Origin of the sequence: Myroides sp. DF42-4-2 (assembly GCF_030326445.1) — a bacterium.
Lineage (GTDB): Bacteria > Bacteroidota > Bacteroidia > Flavobacteriales > Flavobacteriaceae > Flavobacterium.
Genome location: NZ_JACAKI010000019.1, coordinates 1 through 18,668, shown reverse-complemented (window position 1 = coordinate 18,668; position 18,668 = coordinate 1). Strand labels below are relative to the sequence as shown.

The window sequence follows — 18,668 nt, the reverse complement described above, 5'->3', positions numbered from 1 at the left end:
ACAAAAAAAATTGTAACACTTGTTACACAGTATAGAATAAATAGCCATCCAATGATTTTTAGTTTTAATTTTTAGCTCTGTAACAATTGTTACTGCCTGCGTTATCGTGGTATTTTAATTTTGCCATATCATTTAATTTTTGAATTATGACGACAGATCTTATAGGCTATTTATTAGCCGTTTTAGTAGGTGTTTCATTAGGGCTTATAGGTAGCGGAGGTTCCATACTTACGGTTCCTATTTTGGTGTATGTGATGGGCGTTAACCCCATATTAGCTACAGCGTATTCCTTATTTGTAGTGGGAACTACATCCTTGGTAGGTGGCGTTCAAAACGCCATTCAGAAAAAAGTAGATTTCAAAACCGTATTTATTTTTGGTATTCCGTCTATCATTGCCGTATATTTAACCAGAGCCTATCTGATGCCTTTAATTCCTGATGTGATTATCTCTATCGGAAGCTTTGAATTTACCAAACCTATCGCCTTGATGGTGCTTTTTGCCATCGTAATGATTTTTGCTTCGATATCGATGATACGTCCTTGCCCGCATTGCAATGATGCAGACACCGGTGAAATAAAATATAACTATCCGATGATTCTTCTGGAAGGAGCATTAGTTGGTACACTAACCGGATTGGTAGGTGCAGGCGGTGGATTTTTAATTATTCCGGCATTGGTTTTATTAGCAAAAATGCCTATGAAATTAGCTGTAGGAACTTCCTTGTTTATCATTGCAGCAAAGTCACTGTTGGGATTCACAGGTGATTTGCAAGGTAGTGAAACCATAGACTGGACTTTGCTATCCATCTTTACCGGATTATCCGTTGTCGGGATTTTTATCGGGATTTTTCTATCTAAAAAAATCGAAGGCAATAAACTTAAATCCGCATTCGGCTGGTTTGTACTCGTAATGGGAATCTATATCCTCATCAAGGAATTATTCTTATAAAAAAACAGTCTTGTAACTTATGTTACTGTACAGGTTATAAGCAGGTTGTAATTTTGTAGTATAAAATTTAAAACAATTAAAAAACCATAAAGAATGAAAGTAGAACAAATTTATACAGGATGTTTGGCTCAAGGAGCTTATTATATTGAAAGTAATGGAGAGGCTGTGGTAATAGATCCGCTTCGTGAAGTACAACCTTATATTGAAAAAGCGGAAAAAGACGGGGCTAAAATTAAATATGTATTGGAAACGCATTTTCACGCTGATTTTGTGAGTGGTCATTTGGATTTGGCTAAAAAAACCGGTGCAACGATTGTTTTTGGTCCCACTGCAAAACCATCATTTGACGCATATGTTGCTGAGGATGGTGAAATTTTACAAGTCGGAAATATCCAAATCAAAGTCATCCACACACCGGGTCATACTATGGAGAGTACTTGCTTTTTATTGATTGATGAAACTGGAAAGGAAACTGCTTTGTTTACCGGTGATACCTTATTCATCGGCGATGTAGGTCGTCCGGATTTGGCACAGAAAGTAATTGCCGACTTAACTCAAGAGAAATTAGCCGCTCATTTGTACGATTCACTGCACAACAAAATTATTCCTTTAGCAGACGACATAATAGTATATCCCGCACACGGAGCAGGTTCGGCTTGTGGTAAAAAAATGAGTAAAGAAACGACCGATACCTTAGGCAACCAAAAGAAAACCAACTATGCTTTGCAGCCGATGACCAAAGAAAAATTCATCGAAGAAGTATTGGATGGCTTAATGCCACCTCCTGGATATTTTCCAGAAAACGTGCTGATGAACATCAAAGGTTACGAAAGTATTGATGAAGTATTGAACAAAGGAACGCAAGCTTTAAGTCCTGAAGCATTTGAAACTGCTGCCAACGAAACTGACGCATTGTTGCTGGATACGCGTGATGCACAAACATTTTCTAAAGGATTTATTCCAAATTCAATCAATATTGGTATCGATGGAAATTTCGCTCCTTGGGCAGGAACATTAATTCCAGATATTAAGCAAACCATTTTATTGATTGTCGATGAAGGTCGTGAAGAAGAAATCGTTACCAGATTGGCTCGTGTGGGTTACGACAATACCATTGGTTATTTGAAAGGCGGATTTGAAGCATGGAAAAAGGCAGGTAAAGAAACTGATGCTATCGAATCAATTTCAGTAGATGAACTGGCAAAACGAATGGAAGAAAATCCTGATTTGAATATATTAGATGTACGCAAAAAAAGTGAACATTTTTCAGAACACGTTTTAGATTCCGAAAACATTGCTTTGGATTATATTAACGAACATATAGCTGAAGTAAACAAAGACAAAACTTATTATGTCCATTGTGCAGGTGGTTATCGTTCTATGATTTTCAACTCTATTCTTAAAGCCAGAGGATATGACAACCTGATTGATGTTCAAGGTGGATTCGATGCCATTAAAGCTTCGGGGAAATTCAAGGTGAGCGATTACGTTTGTCCGACCACTATGTTATAATCCCAAAAAAGCCGGTATTTAAAACATATCGGCTTTTTTAGTCAGTGTAACCAATGTTACTTTATAAGCTGATTTATGATGGTAAATTTGTATTATAATTTAACCTTTAAGAATAAAATGATACACACGATAGAAGTAGAAAATATAAAATGCGGCGGATGTATGAACAGCATCAAAACGGCTCTTCAGCAAATGGAAGGTGTGCAGGAAGTCAACATAGATAAAGACACAGAAACCGTAACCATCGAATCCGATTCAGACATAGAACCTTTCATTCAAAAGCTGAATGATTTGGGTTATCCGCAAAAAGGCAATAACTCATTATTAAAAAAGGCAAAGTCTTATGTAAGCTGTGCCGTAGGAAATTTAAAATCTTAAAAAATAAAAATTATGTTTTTTCAACACGTATACGACAAAAGTCTGGCACAGGCAAGCTACTTTATAGGCTGTCAGGCAAAAGGAGAAGCCATTGTAATCGATGCACAACGTGATATAGATGTGTACTTGGAAATTGCGAAGCAAAACAATATGAAAATTACCCATATTACAGAAACGCATATCCATGCCGATTTTCTCTGCGGTTCACGCGAATTAGCAGCAGTGACCGGAGCACAAATGTATCTTTCAGACGAAGGAGGACCAGATTGGGAATACCAGTTTCCGCATCATGCCAAGCTGAAACACGGTGACAAAATCAGTGTAGGAAACTTGACATTAGAAGTATTGCACACACCGGGGCATACACCGGAAAGTATCAGTTTTTTGTTGACTGACCACCCGGCAACCGACAAACCGGTAATGGTATTCACGGGAGATTTTGTTTTTGTTGGAGACATTGGCCGTCCGGATTTATTGGAAAAAGCAGCAGGATTAATCGGCACACAAGAAAAAGGTGCGAAGCAGATGTACGAATCCATTCAACGCTTTGCTAAATTACCGGAATACGTGCAGGTATGGCCGGCACATGGAGCAGGTTCGGCTTGTGGCAAGGCTTTGGGAGCAGTACCAAGTACAACAGTTGGTTACGAAAAAATCCGCAATTGGGCATTTCAATACGAAGATGATGAAGCGGGCTTTGTGAAATATCTTTTGGAAGGACAACCAGAACCACCAAAATATTTTGCGATGATGAAACACTTGAACAAAGTAAATCGTCCATTATTAGTGGAGGTTCCTAAACACCCAAAATTATCGAAAGAACAATTTTTGACAGCCTACAACAACGGATTGAAAGTTATCGATGCTCGCAATAAAGTAGATTTTGCAAAAGGGTTTATTCCGGAAAGTATCAATATACAGGGCAATAATTCTTTCTCTACATGGGCAGGTTGGTTACTGAACTATCAAGAACAATTTGTTTTAGTTGCTGATGATAATCAAATCGAAGATTTGACCAGAAAACTGATGCGAATAGGCTTGGATAACATATACGGATACATCTCCAACGTAGAAGACTTGGGATTGGAATTGGAAACCGAAGACATTATCAATATTGAAGAATTCAAATCGTACATCGGAAATCCTGATGCACAAATCGTCGATGTGAGAGGATTAACAGAATACGAAACCTATCACGTAGAAGGTGCAGATAACGTTTTTGTGGGAACACTAACAGACAATCTGGACAAATTCAGCAAAGACAAACAAATCGTCATCCACTGTCAAAGCGGTGACAGAGCAACAATTGCTCAGTCATTGTTGGCTAAATACGGTTTCAAAAATGTCAAGAACTATTCTGCCGGAATGAAAGAATGGATGGAAGTAAATAGTTAAATACTTAAATAACATTAAAATTTAAAAAAATGGAAAATCAAATAAATACAATGCCAAGAATTGGCGATATGGCACCCGATTTTGAAGCAGTAACTACTACAGGAGTAATCAAATTTTCGGAATACAACAAAGGAAGCTGGGTGATTTTATTCTCCCATCCTGCCGATTTCACACCGGTTTGTACGACCGAAATGTCGGGCTTTGCCAACGAAAGCGATTTCTTCGAAAAGCACAATACCAAATTGATGGGGTTAAGCATAGACAGCATTCATTCACATATCGCATGGGTAAATGCCGTTGACGAAAAGACAGGTGTATTGTTCAACTTCCCGATTATTGCAGATTTGGATATGAAAGTAGCCAAATTGTACGGAATGTTGCAACCGGGCGAAAGCGAAACTGCGGCTGTCCGTGCCGTATTCATCATGGATCCGGCAGGAAAAATTCGACTAATTATGTATTATCCTTTGAATGTAGGTCGTAATATGGATGAAATTAAACGTTCTTTATTGGCACTTCAAACATCCGATGAATACAAAGTAGCTATGCCACTCAACTGGCAACCGGGCGACAAAGTAATCGTAGGAGCACCAAAAACATTGGAAGGATTAAAAGAACGTAAAGCCGATACGACTTTAGAACAAGTGGATTGGTACTTAGCTAAAAAATCAATTTAATCATTAAGAATAAGGAGATTGGCTTTACGCAAATTTTGGGTCAGTCTTCTTATCATAAATATTTACATCATATGTTAGAGTTATTAGACAAACTTTCGAAAGATAAGTTTTTAGATAAAGATTTTCTTTTTTTGGTTGATGTACGCACTCCTGAAGAATTTAATTCAGGAAGTGTTAACGGTGCCATAAACATACCATTAAGCGTATTGGAACAGGAGCTTTCACAATTTAAAAACAAAGAAAACATTATCGTTTTCTGCCGAAGCGGAGCAAGAAGCGGAAATGCACAAATAATCCTGCAACAACACGGATTTAAAAATGTAGTGAACGGAGGTCCTTGGCAAAATGTACAACAAACTTTGGATGAGGTATTACAAAAAAACTAATCCTCATACCATTTTTTCAATCGTATAAAATGGAAAATGATGCAAAAACAGAATATCATATTTATCATCATTATTGTAATCGGTATAACTATGTTTGGATTATTTAAAAATCTTTTCGGTCAGAAAGACAATATACAGCTAAAAGAAGTTATCAAAGAAGGTGCTTTTCTGGTTGATGTTCGCACGCCTTCTGAATTTGCATCCGGAAGCGTAAAAGAAGCAGTAAACATTCCATTGGATAAAGTTTCTGGGCAATTATCTAAATTCAAGGGTAAAAAACACATCGTTGTATTTTGCAGAAGTGGCAACCGTAGCGGACAAGCAAAGAGTATTTTAGAAAAAAACGGTTTTAATAACGTTGTCAATGGCGGAACTTGGAACAATGTACAGAAAGTAATTACAGAGAATTAAGAGCAGACAAATGAAAAACTATTTAAGCAACTGGAATTTTATGCGGATTATCCGTCTGGTTTTGGGAATTATTGTGATTGTCCAAGGTATTCAGGCAAACGAATGGATGTTCGTTGCTTTAGGCGGATTATTTACACTGATGCCTTTGCTCAACATCGGCTGTTGCGGTACGGCAGGTTGTAGCACTACTTATAACTCAAGAAAAAACAAAGCTACAGAATACATTACCTATGAAGAAGTAAAACCAAAACAGTGATGAATACATTTATAAGAAAAAACCTTTTAACCATCATAGGAATATCATTAGGTACCATAGCTGGATTTTTGTACTGGAAATTTGTCGGCTGCAACACAGGTACTTGTGCCATTACATCCAATCCAATCAATAGCACGTTATATGGCTCGGTAATGGGAGGTTTGGTATTCTCTATGTTTAAAAACAATAAAAAAGAAAAGAATGACATTTCAGGAAATAATTAATCAGGATAAGCCGGTTTTGGTGGATTTTTTTGCGGTATGGTGTGGCCCTTGCAAAATGCAGGCTCCTATATTAGAAGAACTAAAAGAGCGTATTGGCGATATAGCTTCGATTATTAAAATCGATGTAGACCAAAACCAACAAGTTGCAGCACAATATCAAATACGAAGTGTTCCGACATTGGCTATCTTCAAAAATGGAGAAATCAAATGGCGACAATCAGGGGTTTTTCAAGCCAATGAATTGGAAAGATTGATAAAAGAAAATCTATAAAAAAATCCGAAGATTTCACATCTTCGGATTTTTTTAACTTCTTGTTATTCCGCTATCAACTTTTTTAACCCATTGAGAATTTCTGGAGCGGAATAATCCCTTCCTCCTTCAATCCTTGCTGCAATAGCACCTTTCTTATCCAGAATAATCGTCGTAGGTATTGCTCCACCTAAATACTCCTTGGGGATTTCGCTGTGTGGGACATACACAGGAAGGTCAAATTTACGCTTATCCATGAAAGCCTGTGCTTTCTTATGTTTCCCATCTACATCCACCATCAGGAAAACGATATTTTCATTTCCATTAAATTTTGCTTTCAGCTCGTTGATAGAAGGCATTTCAGCAATACAAGGCGGACACCAGGTCGCCCAGAAGTTGATAAAGACAACTTTGCCCTTTAGATCATTTAATGCCACTATCTTACCATTTCCATCCTGAAATGTAATACCATTGTCTGTACGAATATCCGTTTTTTCAGTGACTGTCGTTGTTTTTCGCTCCTTGTTATTATGTTTACCATCAACATTAGAACAACCCGCAAGTATAGCAGTTGATAAGACTAAGAAATGAAATGCAAGCATATAATTTTTTTTTGTTCTGTTCATTATTTTTAGTTTACCGCTTATACTATCGAAATTTATACCCTGTTTCCGCCATTTGAGAGAAAGCATTTGTGCCTAAATCTACCGCAATTGAACGTCCGTCCAGTACAGGATTTACTGTTCCTTTTACCTTTAAATATTCTTCTACGGCATCGTGCAAAGTATAATCTTTAATCTCAACATTTTTACCGTTTGGCATACGGCATAACACGTGCAAAGGCTCTCCGGTACGGTTACAAGACGCCATTTTATAAGTTTTGTCGAGTTCCATCGGTTTGCCCTGAATGGTTACTTCCAATACCCGTTCGCCCATTTCTTTGGAACTGTCAAATTTTAAGGTCATGCCCGAAAATCGAACCAGCCAACCACCGAAACGTTTGGACGGATCTTTGGCAAATACATTATTGATTTCCTTTTCCAACCAGTCTTTGATTTGCTGGCCAGTAACTTCGCCGATTTTCATGTGTTCGTCCACAGGGAGCATCCGCCATAAATCCTCTTTGGTAATCGCCTTTTTACCATTTTCATCAGGAACAATCGGCACACCAAAACGAAAACCATTGGACGTAGCAAAATCTGCACCTGATTTCCAAAGCAAGGCATCGGTAATCATATTGTCCATGGGGTTTTCAACCACTAAGTAGCGGTACATCGGTGTCGAAGTATAGCCCAAAATCCGTTGCATATCTTCTTTGTAGGGAGCCAACGACTGATCGACCAATTGCTGTACTTCGGCATTTGCGGGATATTTCTCTGGGTCAACTTCCATCAGTTCATAATCGTAAGCGATTATTTTTTTGTCTTTGATTTTCAAATCCAATTTTCCTACAAACGAACCAAAAGCTCCGGGTTCAACTACCGTTGTAAATTTGCCTTTTATCGGTTTTCGGATACGTTCGTGCGTATCGTTTCCAAAGATGAAATCTACACCTTCTACCGCAGGATTGTTTGCCAATAAAACCTGCTTGGAAATGCCAATGTGTGCCACCAGAAAGAGCAAATCTACTTTTTGGGTTTCTTTAAGCTCTTTGATGAGTTCTTTAAGGTTATTTTCTACTTCTGTAAATTTCAATCCTTTACTGAAACCGGGGTTTTGTCGTATCGGGACCTCTGGATCATTGTAGGCAATGAACCCCATTTTAATGCCTTTTTTTTCGGTAATCCAATAAGGTGGAAAAATCGGTTTATCGTCCGCTTCGTAATACATATTTGATACGATGACGTTGGTTTTATAACCATTCATCACATCGAGCATTACCTGCTTGCCATAGATAACTTCCCAATTGCCTGGAATCAGTAAATCGTAATTCATCTGCTGGACAAGAGAAGGAAATATTTTTCCTTCAGAATGTACACTTTCTCCACTTCCCTGAATTAGATCGCCACCATCGATAAAAACAGTTCCATCGGGATTTTCCTGACGTACCGACTCTACCAAAGTTTTGATGTTGGCTAATCCTCCTGCATTTCTGAAAAGGATTGAATCGTTTTCAACGAATAATTCTGAGTGCGGATTCAGGTAAGCGTGTATATCTGCAGTTTGCAGAATGGTAATGACTTCTTCTTTATTGTTGTCGCTACAAGATAGCATCGCTATTGAGCTGAATAATATTGCTAATTTTTTCATACAGTTCGATTAAAGCGTTATGGTTTTAAATCCTAATTCCTGCAAGCCAAAAAGATATGTGAAACCGTTAGGTGTAGTAAGAATTGATGAATGGTATTGCGATTTTTTGACACCGAGTTTGTTCATAGCAAATTCGCAAACCACGATTTTAATTCCTGCTTTTTCCGCTCTTTGAATGAAAGGTTTCAAGTCTTCTTTTTCGGCTAAATCTTTTACGACTTCACCTATCAGGATAATCTCGAACTGAATGCCTGCATTTTTCGTTTTGTATTCTTCACCCGTCATTACCGATACCATAAAGTGCATAGAATTTTGAACTAAAAGTGCATATTTCCCATCTTTTTTGATGGCATTTTCGACTTGCGATGTGGTAAGGCTTTGAGCTTTTACATCATGAAATAGTGTGATTCCTAAAAGGAATATAGCGATGAAAATGATTTGTTTTTTCATTTTATTTTGATTTTAAATGTTATTACTATTTGTTATAAAGACTGAATGATTTCGGATTGTTGAGGATAAAAAACAAAAGACCACCAAATAAGGCAATGTTCTTCCACAACGGTCCATGTATTAATCCATTTCCCATTTGTATAGTAATCGTAATGGGAATGAGTGTAATAAATAAGATAATGGCAGACCAACGGGTAAATACTCCCAACAGCAAAGCAATGCCAAAAACGAGCAGTACGTAGCCTGAGAGAATCCCTAATAAATGTGGATCGCCAAATAATGTAGCAAAACCGCTGTAAGGAGCATTTTGAATACGTTGAGTTACTCCTTCAGGATTTAACAGATGTGATACACCTGCAACGATAAATATACCACTGAGTGTAATACGCAACAACAAAACGGATAATCCGTTTATCTGATTTTTTTTGTCCATATATAATTCTGATTTGATAAATACTAATTAAAAAATTATTACTGTATGAAACAGCAAATTCATCAAAGTATCAAATCAAGAATTGTTGGTTGCGGATATGTGTGGGAATTTTTTCCTTATAGAAATGATATTGGTCTAAAATAGGGAAAATAAGATGAGCAACAACCCTGTCTTTTTGTATAAAAGAGAATGGAGATGCGTTTTTTTTGAAAACTTGCTGTTTCTGTTCTTTGTTAGATTTTATGTAATTGGAACAGAAAGAAGCACAACCAATTTTAGCAGAATTATTTTTTGCAGGCTGATTACTTTCAATATTGAACTGCTGTTTCAGATCCCTTTTTACCGAACACGGAATAGCCAAAATAATCGTTAATAAAACGATTACAATCTTCCGGTATGTTGTTAGAAGTTGAAACATAATCAACAGAGCACAGTTTAAAGTGACAGCAAAAATAACAAGATCATATTCATTGTTTTGTAACCAATGTTACACACTGAATATTTCAGATGAACTATTTTTGACAAAAACAGAACAGTGAAATTGAGAATATCGACTTTATTATTAGTATTAACCATAGTTTCGTGTCAGCAAACTACACATAATGAAAAAGAAATTTCTGCCCTGAAAAATCAGGCTGATTCTATTACGACAGTATCCCAAAATGTTTTGTTGCAAAATGTAGCTGCTGCCATACAAAAGGACGGAACGGAATATGCCGTGAATTTTTGCCATGTTAAAGCGATACCCATTACAGATTCGTTATCAAAAGAAGTTCGGATGAGTATCCAACGTATATCAGACAAAAATCGAAATCCTGAAAACAACTTAGACACAGAAACGGATCGTTCTGTTTTTGATGAATTCAAAAAAAAGCAAGAATTGGTAGACACATTATTCAAAGCAAAAAGCCAATATGTGTATTACAAAAGAATTAACCTCGCTATGCCTACCTGCATGAAATGTCATGGAAACTCAACAACTGACATTGAAGAAAAGACGTTACAAAAGATTAAAAGCCTATACCCAAATGATAAAGCAATCGGTTATAAGCTAAATGATTTTAGGGGGCTATGGAAAATAGAAATAAACAAATAATTTTTATAACTTTCTTCTTCCCTTCTTCTTCATTTGTTTGGCAAACTGTTCTTCTTCGTAATCCACGACCTGTGTTTGGGTTAACAGGCTGAACACACTTAAATCAAAATTAGACGAATGGTCCTGTGAGAGAAACTCAAAGAGGTCTTTTGTTGGTTGGTTATCCAATGTATTTGCTTTGGAAATAGCACTGTCTTGTATTTTTAGTTCGGGCTTATTGCCTTTGTTCCACCAATCGTTAAAAATATTAGCTGAAAGGTTTCTGTCTAATTGTGAGCCGTTCCAAACGCTACGGCTTTCGTGGTCAATAAAGGTCATTCCGTAAATTCGCCCTTCATTATTACGTCTTATAACCGTATTAATTCCTTGTTCAGTTAATTGTTTTTTAAACTCCCCTTCGTTACTTGTTGTATGAATAGCAAGCTCAATTGTGTTTTTCAGAACAGACCTTACAGGGGTAGTTTTCATTTTCTCTTTAGATTGTTCAAAGTGTTTTTGCAGTTGTGTACCCCCTACATCTTTTCCGAGTAGCGATGCTTTGAACCGATTGCTTACCTTTTCTCCCTTGTCGTTCAAAGCGAAATATACTAATCCGTGTACAGATTGACCGTCCCGCTCTCCTTTGACTTCTTCGACTGTGATATTAAAAAACGAAAGTAAAGCGTTGTATGTTCCAAGACTTGTGTACTGATAATATTTCGGCAAATGCCTTACTACCGAAGCAATCTGACTTTTGGTGTCACCATTTTTATGATTTATAGGCTTGAAAATTTTGTTGGCTTGTTTCTGCTCTTGTTCAGTAGCTTTCTGCAGATTATATTTCTGTTCTAAATCCCGACAGATTGCCATTGAACGTGGGTGGTCGTAATCATCGGGTATTTTCTTTCCGTCAATACCTACGCAGGTTGAAACGATATGAATATGCATTCGGTCAATGTCCGTATGCTTGAAAACAATATAAGGTTGACTGCCGTAACCCATACGCTCCATATACTCTTGAGCCATTTCGGTAAACTGTTCGTCGTTAACCTTATCCGCAGGATCTGGGTTTAGTGATATATGCCTTACTGTCTTTTCCGTTTTGATGTTTGCCGATAAATATGACTCAAAGCATTTATTAAAATAAGCTACGGAATACTTACCGTCAACTGTGTCGGGTATCTTGTTCAGTAACAGAACCGTTTCATTTTCATTGTCCACTTTCTGCTGATTGTACAGAATTGCACCATACATATTGCTTCCCTTTCCAATTTTTGCAATCATAACTTTACTCTTTTTTCAAATACTTCTCTTCAAATTCCTGTGTCAAACGGATGACTTCTTTAGTAACTTGTACCAATTCTATGGTTTTCTTTTCCAATTTAAAAAGGTAGGTTCCTGCTTTTTTCTCTGAAAAATTGTGGTACAATATCTTCACAATCTGATTGTAATTTGTTCCGATTGATCGGAACTGGCTAAAAAATCGGGTCAACTTATCGTGTTATTCGATAGCATCCATATCAATTTTGACGGTCTTTATCGTCTTCTGAAATATACATGCTGTGATAAAATGAGCAATTACTTTCATATCTGACTGGTCAAATAGAGCAAGAAATTTGTCATTGTCCTCTGCATTCAGGTTGATGGAATACCGATTGACTGCAGGGGCAATCTTTGGTTTTCTTCCTGTTTTCCTAATCTGTTTTCTGTTTTTCTCTTCCATAAAATCTATTTTTAATTTTACACAAACGAGCGACTTCGGAGCCGTTTCCAGCCCCCTGAAAGGGCAAGTGCTCTTGAGGTACGGAAATTTATTTCGAGGACCTCAAGAGATAACTTGCTCTGAACAGGAGTTCAGAAAATCCGTTTTGCAAACGGATTGGAGTTAGCAGGGAGAACCCATCGCTTTCATTACAAATTTCGGCAAGACTATTTGAATAACAGTTGTTTATAGTCACGACAATGAACGCCAAATAATGCCTTTGAATACCACCTTAAGTTAGGTTGAGACTGCATTTGTTTCCTTTGTATCTGGTTAGCTGGCTGATTGGTTATAACCTTAACTAGGTAATCAATCAGCATAAATCCCAACAGCAAATCTGCGTGACTGAATGCAGACGAATTGCACACTTTTCAGTTAAGGAAACAGTTAATTAAGGGTATGCAGGTGCATAGGTAGATAGGTTGTTACATAGGTGTAACAGTCCATACAACTGACTGCTTAGCTAGCCAAATAGCTAATTGGATATAATATTAAAATTAAGAGATATGATACACGAAGAAAACAAAAATCAGCAACCCGAAATAGAGAATTTTTCTATTGAAAATTTCCTAACTGATGAAAAGAAAAAACCTGAACAGGGGCAGAACACCTTACCGCATGGTGATGAGCTTACTGCAATTGAAACAGACGAAAAACCTGTAGAAACAGAAGATACAAAAACGATTGCAGGTAATACCAAAAGAACCGTTTCAAAACCAAGGAAGTTGACGAAAGAGGATTATTGCGTAGCGTTCTTTAAAATCCCTAAAAGAAATGCAAGCAAAGGCAAATCGGTCTATGTACGGCAGGAACACCACGAAACATTTAACAGGCTTACCAACATTATGGGAATTGACAAGCTGACAATTTATGCTTATCTGGATAATATTATCGAATACCACTTTCAGGAGTTCGGAGAACTGATTAAGGAAATCTATAACGATAAGCACAAGCCGTTGTTCTGATAACGGTTTGTGTAGGCAAAGAGCAATATAATCTTTTGGATATTCATCGCTCATTGTGCCCATGAACGCTAAACAGTGCCACTGACTACCACTTTGGGCAAAGGCTTCGTTTTCGGGATTAAATTCCCGAAAAACGAAAAATCATGCTACACAAAGAAACAGTCAGCAGTGAGATGTGGAAACTTCTCCAGACACTAATGAAAGATGAAATGCTGAAAGATTTTAACCTTGTAGGGGGAACTGCATTAAGTCTACAGATTGGTCACCGATTGAGTATTGATATTGACCTTTTTACAACCAAAGGCTTTGATGAACAGAAGCTATTAAAACATTTAGTCACTCAATATCCTCGGGTATTGATAAACGATATGTTTAATAATACAATCTTACTTGATATAGATAAGATTAAAGTTGATATTCTTTCGCATCAATATCCATGGCAAAAGCCCATTGAAACAAAAGATGGGATACGATTAGCATCCTTAGAGGACATAGGGGCAATGAAGCTCCACGCCATCTTCCAAAATGGTACACGGATTAAGGATTTTATAGATATGCATTTTCTATTAGAACACCATCCGTTAAGAACCTATTTAGAAGCATATCAAAATAAATATGGCGGTAATCCTGCAATGGCTACATATGCATTATTGTATCACAAGAATATCGACCACGAAGCAAAAGTTAAGTTGTTAAAAGGTAAAGAGACCGATATGGAAAAAATTAATGAACGCTTAAACAAGGCGGTTCTTAATCCGTCTTTAAAATTTGGACAAATACCCGATCTGCCGAAAAAAGGTAGAGGCTTTAGGCGTTGAAAAATCAATGAACAACTAAAAAAATCGTATCTTTACTATATGGAATTAAGAGAAAAAAATAACGACATTCCAAATCTTGACCGAGTGTTTTTTTGGGATTTTGACATCGAAGCAATGGACTTTAAGAAAGCCTACAAGACTATTATAGCCCGTATCATAGAACGTGGCGGTCACAATGAAATTGATGAGCTTGTCCGTTTCTATGGTCATAGCAGGGTTATCAAAGCAATCCGTGACGAAATTTACTTTTTGCCCAACTATGCAATTGATAGGGCATTGAGGTTCTTCCCAGAACTTAAAAAGGAAGAAATGTACTGCTACCTGAACCGTAAGGACAAGCCTTACCATTGGATATAAATTACAATATTAAAATCTTATAGAGGGATAGGTTGAGAAATCAGCCTGTCTTTTTTTTTATCCAACGACTTTTAGCCTAATAGTTCCAACCCCAATAGCGGAGTTCTTTTTGCTTCCTTTTCTTGCTCCGCAACTTGTCAAGAAAAGGAAATCGGGGTATCCCGAACCATAGATACAAGGGGTATCCTGCATATGCTGATTATAGTTCTGAAATTCTCTCTCAAAAAATATTTTCCAAAACAAAAAAACAGAAAAAAAAGAAAGCCATTTTAACAAGGCGGACAGGCGAAAAAACCAAAAGGAAACGGAATAAATCCCGAAGGGTGGCAGGGCAATCAAACAACTCGGCGAAGCCACCTTTTTGCCCTGCCATTATGCCGTAAGCTTTTGGTTGGGTGGTGCGGTGACTGTCCGCTTTATCTTTGCGACCTTTTTATTCTTTTTTAATCCATTCCAATCAAAGAAAGGGTACGAAAAACACGTAAGGGATAAGGATAGGGTGTTTTTGGTATGCTTTTCTTTATCCGTAGAAAACTCTTTAAATCTGTGAGGGCTTTGCGAGGAAAATTTAAAGTGTTTTAAGGATTGCTTTCTTTGCTATTGTGCCAATATAAGCCAAATACTGCCACATAAAGCCAAATGAAAATAATACATTTTCTTGTGTTCTATATTGGGGGAAATTTTGAACCTATGGCACAAAAAGTAAATACCAACAAAGAGCGTAAAGAAAACGAGCTATCCGAGAAGAAAAAGAATGCTCCTTTTATGCAGGTCGATAAGCAAAGCGACCCGATTTCCAATTTTATTACCAACTTTAAACGTCAATTCAAAGATACAAAGGGTTTAGGTCTGGGCAGACTATTCGGTGGCAAGCGTGTTGAACAACAAAAACAGACTACCGAACCCGAAAGCGTAATAGGTGCAACAAAAACGATTATGCGTTCAGATTTCAAAAACGATAGAAAAAGTCAGACTGTACAAACCAACAAAAAACCAGCTTTGAGAATTGACAATAGAATCAAACAGCAACAGGCTCGCCCGAAAAACAATAAACCAAAATTAGGATTGTAATACCGTATTTGGCAACTGTACGCCAAATGCTACCTCTGACAGCAACATTGAAACGCCCTGTATAAGTACCTTATACATTTGAAGTCTAAATTGATTAGAATATGGAAATAACAGTTTTAGACATTCAGATTTTGAAAGCATTGCATAGGGAAGTAAAGGAAGTTTCTTTATTGATTTCGGAAATAACTGTACCCTACAAAGCATTGCAACAGGCAACAAAATGGCTCGACCAACAGGAAGCCTGCCAACTGCTCAATATCAGCAAAAGAACGTTGCAGACGTACAGGGCAAAAGGCATTCTTGGGGCAACGCAAATCAATCGGAAAACCTATTTCAGATTATCCGAAGTGGAATTACTAATGCAGGGAGAGCGACCATTAAAAAAGCAAAAGAAATGAAACAGATTGGAAATTCAAACGAGGATATGCTTGTCCTGCTCGAAGCTGTAGTAGGCATTAAAAATGAACTGTTGTATATAAGGGAATATTTTCACCCGCTCTTAAAAGGAGAAATTTATCTGTCAGGCGAACAGGTTTGCGAGATGCTCCACATCAGCAAACGGACATTACAACAGTACAGAGATGATGGACTGATACCTTTTATCAAGCTCGAACGGAAAATCTTGTTTCGTGAGAGTGATATTATTAAAGTATTGGAAGATAATTATCAACGTTAGCCAACTATCTGAAACTGTAACCGTATCGGTCAATTAAAGAAACAGCCCACTGCTTTAAGCGGTGGGCTGTGGTGTTCTAAGGAATTGTGATATAGTGTTAAAGGCTTGCTACAAAAGACTGCTCCATACCTTTGAATTTATGAGATACCTTTTGCATATCCTTACCAACTTTCTCGTTAAGTATCTTGGCATAAATCTGTGTGGTGGCAATATTTTTATGCCCCAACATCTTGCTCAAACTTTCGAGTGGAACGCCTTCACTCAAAAACAGCGTGGCAAACGTATGGCGTGCCAAATGAAAGGTTACTTTCTTTTCTTTAAGGCAGTCAATCTGTTGAGATATTCGTTTCAAACTATCATTGCAGACGGTGTTTGATGGTACAGGAAACACCTTGCCGTCCTTTGTAAATCCTGCATATTTTTCGATAATCATTTTCGGAATATCCAACAACATCACGTTTGATGATGTAGTCGTTTTCTTTCTGCGTACGATAATCCATTGATTGCCATCAAAGAAATCCTGAATATTTCTGTTTCTAAGCCCTTTCATATCTGAATAAGACAATCCTGTAAAGCAACTGAAAACAAACAAATCTTTAACCAATTCGTCTTTCTTTTTCTCGCAGTTGAATGTTACGAGCTGTTCCAACTCGTTCCGTAGCAGGTAACCTCTGTCTTTGTCCTTTTTGGTGTTCTTATATTCGCTGAACGGATTAAAAGCAAGTTGTTTTCTGCTCATTGCCAAACGGCAAAGCGTGGTAAAGCCAATCATATACAGCCAAATGGTGTTGTGCGTCAAGCTTTGGGCGTCACGCAGGTAGTAATCAAATTCCTGTACAAAATCAGGGGTAAGGTCGTTAAAAGACACATCGGAATAACCGTATTTTGTCAGTGCAAAATTTCGTAGATGCTTTAACAGTGTTTTGTACTTACTGCGTGTACCATTTACCCGAAGTCCGTTATTGACCTTTTTCTCATAATCGGAAAGGAACTGTTCATAAAATTTGAAAAAGGTCAGTTCTCCGCTTTCCATTCCAAGAAAGGAATTTTTAAGTTTAGCACTGTTTACAGCTCCTTCATTCTTTAAAATTTTGGAATAGCATTCCTCAATACCCAAACGGATTTTGTCGAGTTTACTGTTTGTTTCTTGGGCTTCTCGGCTTTTACCTAAAACCCTGCCGTACTTCAAATCCCAATTTGTTGCGGAAATATCCAGCTTGGTGCTAAATGCAGACTGTTTGCCGTTTACGGTAATCCTGCACATAACCGTAACTTTTCCGTTTTTCTTCGGGGCATTCTTTTTAAGGTAAAACAATACCTTAAACGTTGATTTTTTTGTCGTTTCCATACTCACAATTCTTAATGATAAAATTAAACCTATGTGAGCTACGGAACAATATGAAAAACCATGCAGAAAGCTGAAATACAGCATTTTAAAACTATTTCTTCTAATGTTTAAAAGTAACGTTTTAGTAACCTTACTTTTGCCAAACCTCGCTTTTTACTGCTTTTTACCTCATTACAAAAAAATCAAAAAACGATTGTAAAGCCTTTATTTACAATCGTTTTACCTGTTATTAATCTTTGATGTGTTTTTACTGAAAATTTATTTTAAAAATATCACAAAATATTCTTCTCGTATTGATGCTTTTAATTATGTGAACGGATTGTATGAGAAGTATTTTGGGAGTAAACGGTATAAGAATTATTGGAGTTTTAAAAATGCAATGAACAAACGTGTAAGAGGATGAAAAAGTTCTTTTTTTTGACACTGTACCAAAAACTGTGTAAGTATAAAATTCTGCTTGGGTTAAAACCGAGCAGAATTTTTTTATATATTTAATATTTACATAGTTATGGAAACAAAAGACCTATTTCCGGATGAGTTTTTCAAACAGTTTAAAACTGGAGATGAACTTCAAAACTTCCTAAAAGACTTACAAAAGCGAGGAATTGAAAAAATGTTAGAAGGCGAGCTAGATGCTCATTTGGATTACGATAAGCATGATTCAAGAAAGGGAGATAATACACGTAATGGTTATTCTACCAAAAAGATAAAAACCAGTTACGGAGAAGAAGAAATAAAGGTTCCTAGGGATCGTGATGCTAGTTTTAACCCGATGATTATCCCCAAGCGAAAAAGCATGGTAGAAGGCTTGGAAAATGTTATTGTGTCACTTTATGCCAAAGGAATGTCCGTGTCTGATATTGAAGAACAAATCAGAGAAGTTTATAATTTTGACGTTTCTCAAGCGACCATTTCTCGTATAACAGATGCTATAACCTCTGATATTATAGCTTGGCAAAATCGCCCATTAGAGCCTGTTTATTTAATCGTATGGATGGATGGTATTGTATTTAAAGTTAGAGAA

At 37.1% G+C, this 18,668-nt stretch carries 24 protein-coding genes and 1 pseudogene; 18 read left to right on the top strand and 7 right to left on the bottom strand.

The window, feature by feature from the left end; all coding sequences use genetic code 11:
- Positions 1-146 precede the first annotated feature (146 nt).
- The 10 genes from HX062_RS13005 (at position 147) to trxA (ending at position 6,460) form a co-directional block, all read left to right on the top strand.
- Entirely contained in the window at positions 147-950 is an 804-nt protein-coding gene (locus HX062_RS13005) for a sulfite exporter TauE/SafE family protein (protein ID WP_430526429.1), read from the top strand.
- 93 nt (positions 951-1,043) lie between these two features.
- Positions 1,044-2,462, top strand: a complete 1,419-nt coding sequence (locus HX062_RS13000) for an MBL fold metallo-hydrolase (protein WP_286395968.1) — start codon at positions 1,044-1,046, stop codon at positions 2,460-2,462.
- A 117-nt stretch (positions 2,463-2,579) separates the two neighbouring features.
- Complete coding sequence (locus HX062_RS12995) at positions 2,580-2,840, top strand: heavy-metal-associated domain-containing protein (protein ID WP_286396012.1); 261 nt, start codon at positions 2,580-2,582, stop codon at positions 2,838-2,840.
- A gap of 12 nt (positions 2,841-2,852) precedes the next feature.
- On the top strand, positions 2,853-4,235 hold the full coding sequence (locus HX062_RS12990; protein ID WP_286385861.1) for an MBL fold metallo-hydrolase: 1,383 nt from the start codon (positions 2,853-2,855) through the stop codon (positions 4,233-4,235).
- Between the two features lie 29 nt (positions 4,236-4,264).
- Positions 4,265-4,912, top strand: coding sequence for a peroxiredoxin (locus HX062_RS12985; RefSeq protein ID WP_286385860.1), 648 nt, complete (start codon positions 4,265-4,267; stop codon positions 4,910-4,912).
- 71 nt (positions 4,913-4,983) lie between these two features.
- Positions 4,984-5,298: a rhodanese-like domain-containing protein gene (locus tag HX062_RS12980; protein WP_286385859.1), complete on the top strand. Its 315-nt coding sequence runs from the start codon at positions 4,984-4,986 to the stop codon at positions 5,296-5,298.
- 36 nt (positions 5,299-5,334) lie between these two features.
- Entirely contained in the window at positions 5,335-5,709 is a 375-nt protein-coding gene (locus HX062_RS12975; RefSeq protein WP_430526428.1) for a rhodanese-like domain-containing protein, read from the top strand.
- Positions 5,710-5,719: 10 nt separating this feature from the next.
- Positions 5,720-5,965: a hypothetical protein gene (locus HX062_RS12970; RefSeq protein WP_286385858.1), complete on the top strand. Its 246-nt coding sequence runs from the start codon at positions 5,720-5,722 to the stop codon at positions 5,963-5,965.
- On the top strand, positions 5,965-6,189 hold the full coding sequence (locus tag HX062_RS12965) for a DUF6132 family protein (RefSeq protein ID WP_286385857.1): 225 nt from the start codon (positions 5,965-5,967) through the stop codon (positions 6,187-6,189). The genes HX062_RS12970 and HX062_RS12965 overlap by 1 nt, the downstream gene beginning before the upstream one ends.
- Positions 6,167-6,460: a thioredoxin gene (gene trxA, locus HX062_RS12960; RefSeq protein WP_286385856.1), complete on the top strand. Its 294-nt coding sequence runs from the start codon at positions 6,167-6,169 to the stop codon at positions 6,458-6,460. Before HX062_RS12965 ends, trxA begins: the two co-directional genes overlap by 23 nt.
- A 44-nt stretch (positions 6,461-6,504) precedes the next feature.
- Here trxA and HX062_RS12955 read toward each other — a convergent pair whose 3' ends face one another.
- From HX062_RS12955 to HX062_RS12940, 4 genes are read right to left on the bottom strand one after another with little or no spacing between them, the layout of a single operon-like run.
- Positions 6,505-7,065, bottom strand: coding sequence for a TlpA family protein disulfide reductase (locus HX062_RS12955; protein ID WP_286385854.1), 561 nt, complete (start codon positions 7,063-7,065; stop codon positions 6,505-6,507).
- A 22-nt stretch (positions 7,066-7,087) separates the two neighbouring features.
- Positions 7,088-8,689: a bifunctional metallophosphatase/5'-nucleotidase gene (locus HX062_RS12950; protein WP_286395970.1), complete on the bottom strand. Its 1,602-nt coding sequence runs from the start codon at positions 8,687-8,689 to the stop codon at positions 7,088-7,090.
- Between the two features lie 9 nt (positions 8,690-8,698).
- Positions 8,699-9,139, bottom strand: a complete 441-nt coding sequence (locus HX062_RS12945; RefSeq protein ID WP_286385851.1) for a DsrE family protein — start codon at positions 9,137-9,139, stop codon at positions 8,699-8,701.
- Between the two features lie 25 nt (positions 9,140-9,164).
- Positions 9,165-9,572 carry a DoxX family protein gene (locus HX062_RS12940; protein WP_286385850.1) on the bottom strand — a complete coding sequence of 136 codons (408 nt, stop codon included), beginning with the start codon at positions 9,570-9,572 and terminating at the stop codon, positions 9,165-9,167.
- Between the two features lie 535 nt (positions 9,573-10,107).
- Between HX062_RS12940 and HX062_RS12935 the strand changes: the two genes are divergently transcribed.
- On the top strand, positions 10,108-10,668 hold the full coding sequence (locus HX062_RS12935) for a Tll0287-like domain-containing protein (RefSeq protein WP_286395972.1): 561 nt from the start codon (positions 10,108-10,110) through the stop codon (positions 10,666-10,668).
- A gap of 3 nt (positions 10,669-10,671) precedes the next feature.
- Here HX062_RS12935 and mobB read toward each other — a convergent pair whose 3' ends face one another.
- Complete coding sequence (gene mobB / locus HX062_RS12930; RefSeq protein WP_286395974.1) at positions 10,672-11,931, bottom strand: conjugal transfer protein MobB; 1,260 nt, start codon at positions 11,929-11,931, stop codon at positions 10,672-10,674.
- A 4-nt stretch (positions 11,932-11,935) separates the two neighbouring features.
- Positions 11,936-12,370: pseudogene (gene mobA / locus HX062_RS12925) on the bottom strand (conjugal transfer protein MobA).
- 545 nt (positions 12,371-12,915) lie between these two features.
- Here mobA and HX062_RS12920 point away from each other — a divergent pair.
- The 6 genes from HX062_RS12920 (at position 12,916) to HX062_RS12895 (ending at position 16,296) form a co-directional block, all read left to right on the top strand.
- Complete coding sequence (locus HX062_RS12920; protein ID WP_286385848.1) at positions 12,916-13,374, top strand: DUF3408 domain-containing protein; 459 nt, start codon at positions 12,916-12,918, stop codon at positions 13,372-13,374.
- A gap of 143 nt (positions 13,375-13,517) precedes the next feature.
- Entirely contained in the window at positions 13,518-14,192 is a 675-nt protein-coding gene (locus HX062_RS12915; protein ID WP_262908427.1) for a nucleotidyl transferase AbiEii/AbiGii toxin family protein, read from the top strand.
- Positions 14,193-14,231: 39 nt separating this feature from the next.
- Complete coding sequence (locus tag HX062_RS12910; protein WP_286385847.1) at positions 14,232-14,549, top strand: DUF6922 domain-containing protein; 318 nt, start codon at positions 14,232-14,234, stop codon at positions 14,547-14,549.
- A gap of 690 nt (positions 14,550-15,239) precedes the next feature.
- The gene (locus HX062_RS12905; protein ID WP_286467707.1) at positions 15,240-15,620 is read left to right on the top strand and encodes a hypothetical protein; all 381 of its coding nucleotides are present in this window, start codon (positions 15,240-15,242) and stop codon (positions 15,618-15,620) included.
- Between the two features lie 101 nt (positions 15,621-15,721).
- Positions 15,722-16,018, top strand: coding sequence for a helix-turn-helix domain-containing protein (locus tag HX062_RS12900; protein WP_286385845.1), 297 nt, complete (start codon positions 15,722-15,724; stop codon positions 16,016-16,018).
- Entirely contained in the window at positions 16,015-16,296 is a 282-nt protein-coding gene (locus HX062_RS12895; RefSeq protein ID WP_286385844.1) for a helix-turn-helix domain-containing protein, read from the top strand. The genes HX062_RS12900 and HX062_RS12895 overlap by 4 nt, the downstream gene beginning before the upstream one ends.
- Before the next feature lie 97 nt (positions 16,297-16,393).
- Here HX062_RS12895 and HX062_RS12890 read toward each other — a convergent pair whose 3' ends face one another.
- The gene (locus HX062_RS12890) at positions 16,394-17,644 is read right to left on the bottom strand and encodes a site-specific integrase (RefSeq protein ID WP_286385843.1); all 1,251 of its coding nucleotides are present in this window, start codon (positions 17,642-17,644) and stop codon (positions 16,394-16,396) included.
- Between the two features lie 508 nt (positions 17,645-18,152).
- Here HX062_RS12890 and HX062_RS12885 point away from each other — a divergent pair.
- The coding region (locus HX062_RS12885; RefSeq protein ID WP_286467705.1) for a transposase at positions 18,153-18,668 on the top strand (516 nt) is incomplete at its 3' end.

Coding starts and splice junctions, on each gene's coding strand:
- HX062_RS13005 (WP_430526429.1), top strand. CDS start 147: ATGACGACAGATCTTATAGGCTATTTATTAGCCGTTTTAGTAGGTGTT.
- HX062_RS13000 (WP_286395968.1), top strand. CDS start 1,044: ATGAAAGTAGAACAAATTTATACAGGATGTTTGGCTCAAGGAGCTTAT.
- HX062_RS12995 (WP_286396012.1), top strand. CDS start 2,580: ATGATACACACGATAGAAGTAGAAAATATAAAATGCGGCGGATGTATG.
- HX062_RS12990 (WP_286385861.1), top strand. CDS start 2,853: ATGTTTTTTCAACACGTATACGACAAAAGTCTGGCACAGGCAAGCTAC.
- HX062_RS12985 (WP_286385860.1), top strand. CDS start 4,265: ATGGAAAATCAAATAAATACAATGCCAAGAATTGGCGATATGGCACCC.
- HX062_RS12980 (WP_286385859.1), top strand. CDS start 4,984: ATGTTAGAGTTATTAGACAAACTTTCGAAAGATAAGTTTTTAGATAAA.
- HX062_RS12975 (WP_430526428.1), top strand. CDS start 5,335: ATGATGCAAAAACAGAATATCATATTTATCATCATTATTGTAATCGGT.
- HX062_RS12970 (WP_286385858.1), top strand. CDS start 5,720: ATGAAAAACTATTTAAGCAACTGGAATTTTATGCGGATTATCCGTCTG.
- HX062_RS12965 (WP_286385857.1), top strand. CDS start 5,965: ATGAATACATTTATAAGAAAAAACCTTTTAACCATCATAGGAATATCA.
- trxA (WP_286385856.1), top strand. CDS start 6,167: ATGACATTTCAGGAAATAATTAATCAGGATAAGCCGGTTTTGGTGGAT.
- HX062_RS12955 (WP_286385854.1), bottom strand. CDS start 7,065: ATGAACAGAACAAAAAAAAATTATATGCTTGCATTTCATTTCTTAGTC.
- HX062_RS12950 (WP_286395970.1), bottom strand. CDS start 8,689: ATGAAAAAATTAGCAATATTATTCAGCTCAATAGCGATGCTATCTTGT.
- HX062_RS12945 (WP_286385851.1), bottom strand. CDS start 9,139: ATGAAAAAACAAATCATTTTCATCGCTATATTCCTTTTAGGAATCACA.
- HX062_RS12940 (WP_286385850.1), bottom strand. CDS start 9,572: ATGGACAAAAAAAATCAGATAAACGGATTATCCGTTTTGTTGTTGCGT.
- mobB (WP_286395974.1), bottom strand. CDS start 11,931: ATGATTGCAAAAATTGGAAAGGGAAGCAATATGTATGGTGCAATTCTG.
- HX062_RS12920 (WP_286385848.1), top strand. CDS start 12,916: ATGATACACGAAGAAAACAAAAATCAGCAACCCGAAATAGAGAATTTT.
- HX062_RS12915 (WP_262908427.1), top strand. CDS start 13,518: ATGCTACACAAAGAAACAGTCAGCAGTGAGATGTGGAAACTTCTCCAG.
- HX062_RS12910 (WP_286385847.1), top strand. CDS start 14,232: ATGGAATTAAGAGAAAAAAATAACGACATTCCAAATCTTGACCGAGTG.
- HX062_RS12905 (WP_286467707.1), top strand. CDS start 15,240: ATGGCACAAAAAGTAAATACCAACAAAGAGCGTAAAGAAAACGAGCTA.
- HX062_RS12900 (WP_286385845.1), top strand. CDS start 15,722: ATGGAAATAACAGTTTTAGACATTCAGATTTTGAAAGCATTGCATAGG.
- HX062_RS12895 (WP_286385844.1), top strand. CDS start 16,015: ATGAAACAGATTGGAAATTCAAACGAGGATATGCTTGTCCTGCTCGAA.
- HX062_RS12890 (WP_286385843.1), bottom strand. CDS start 17,644: ATGGAAACGACAAAAAAATCAACGTTTAAGGTATTGTTTTACCTTAAA.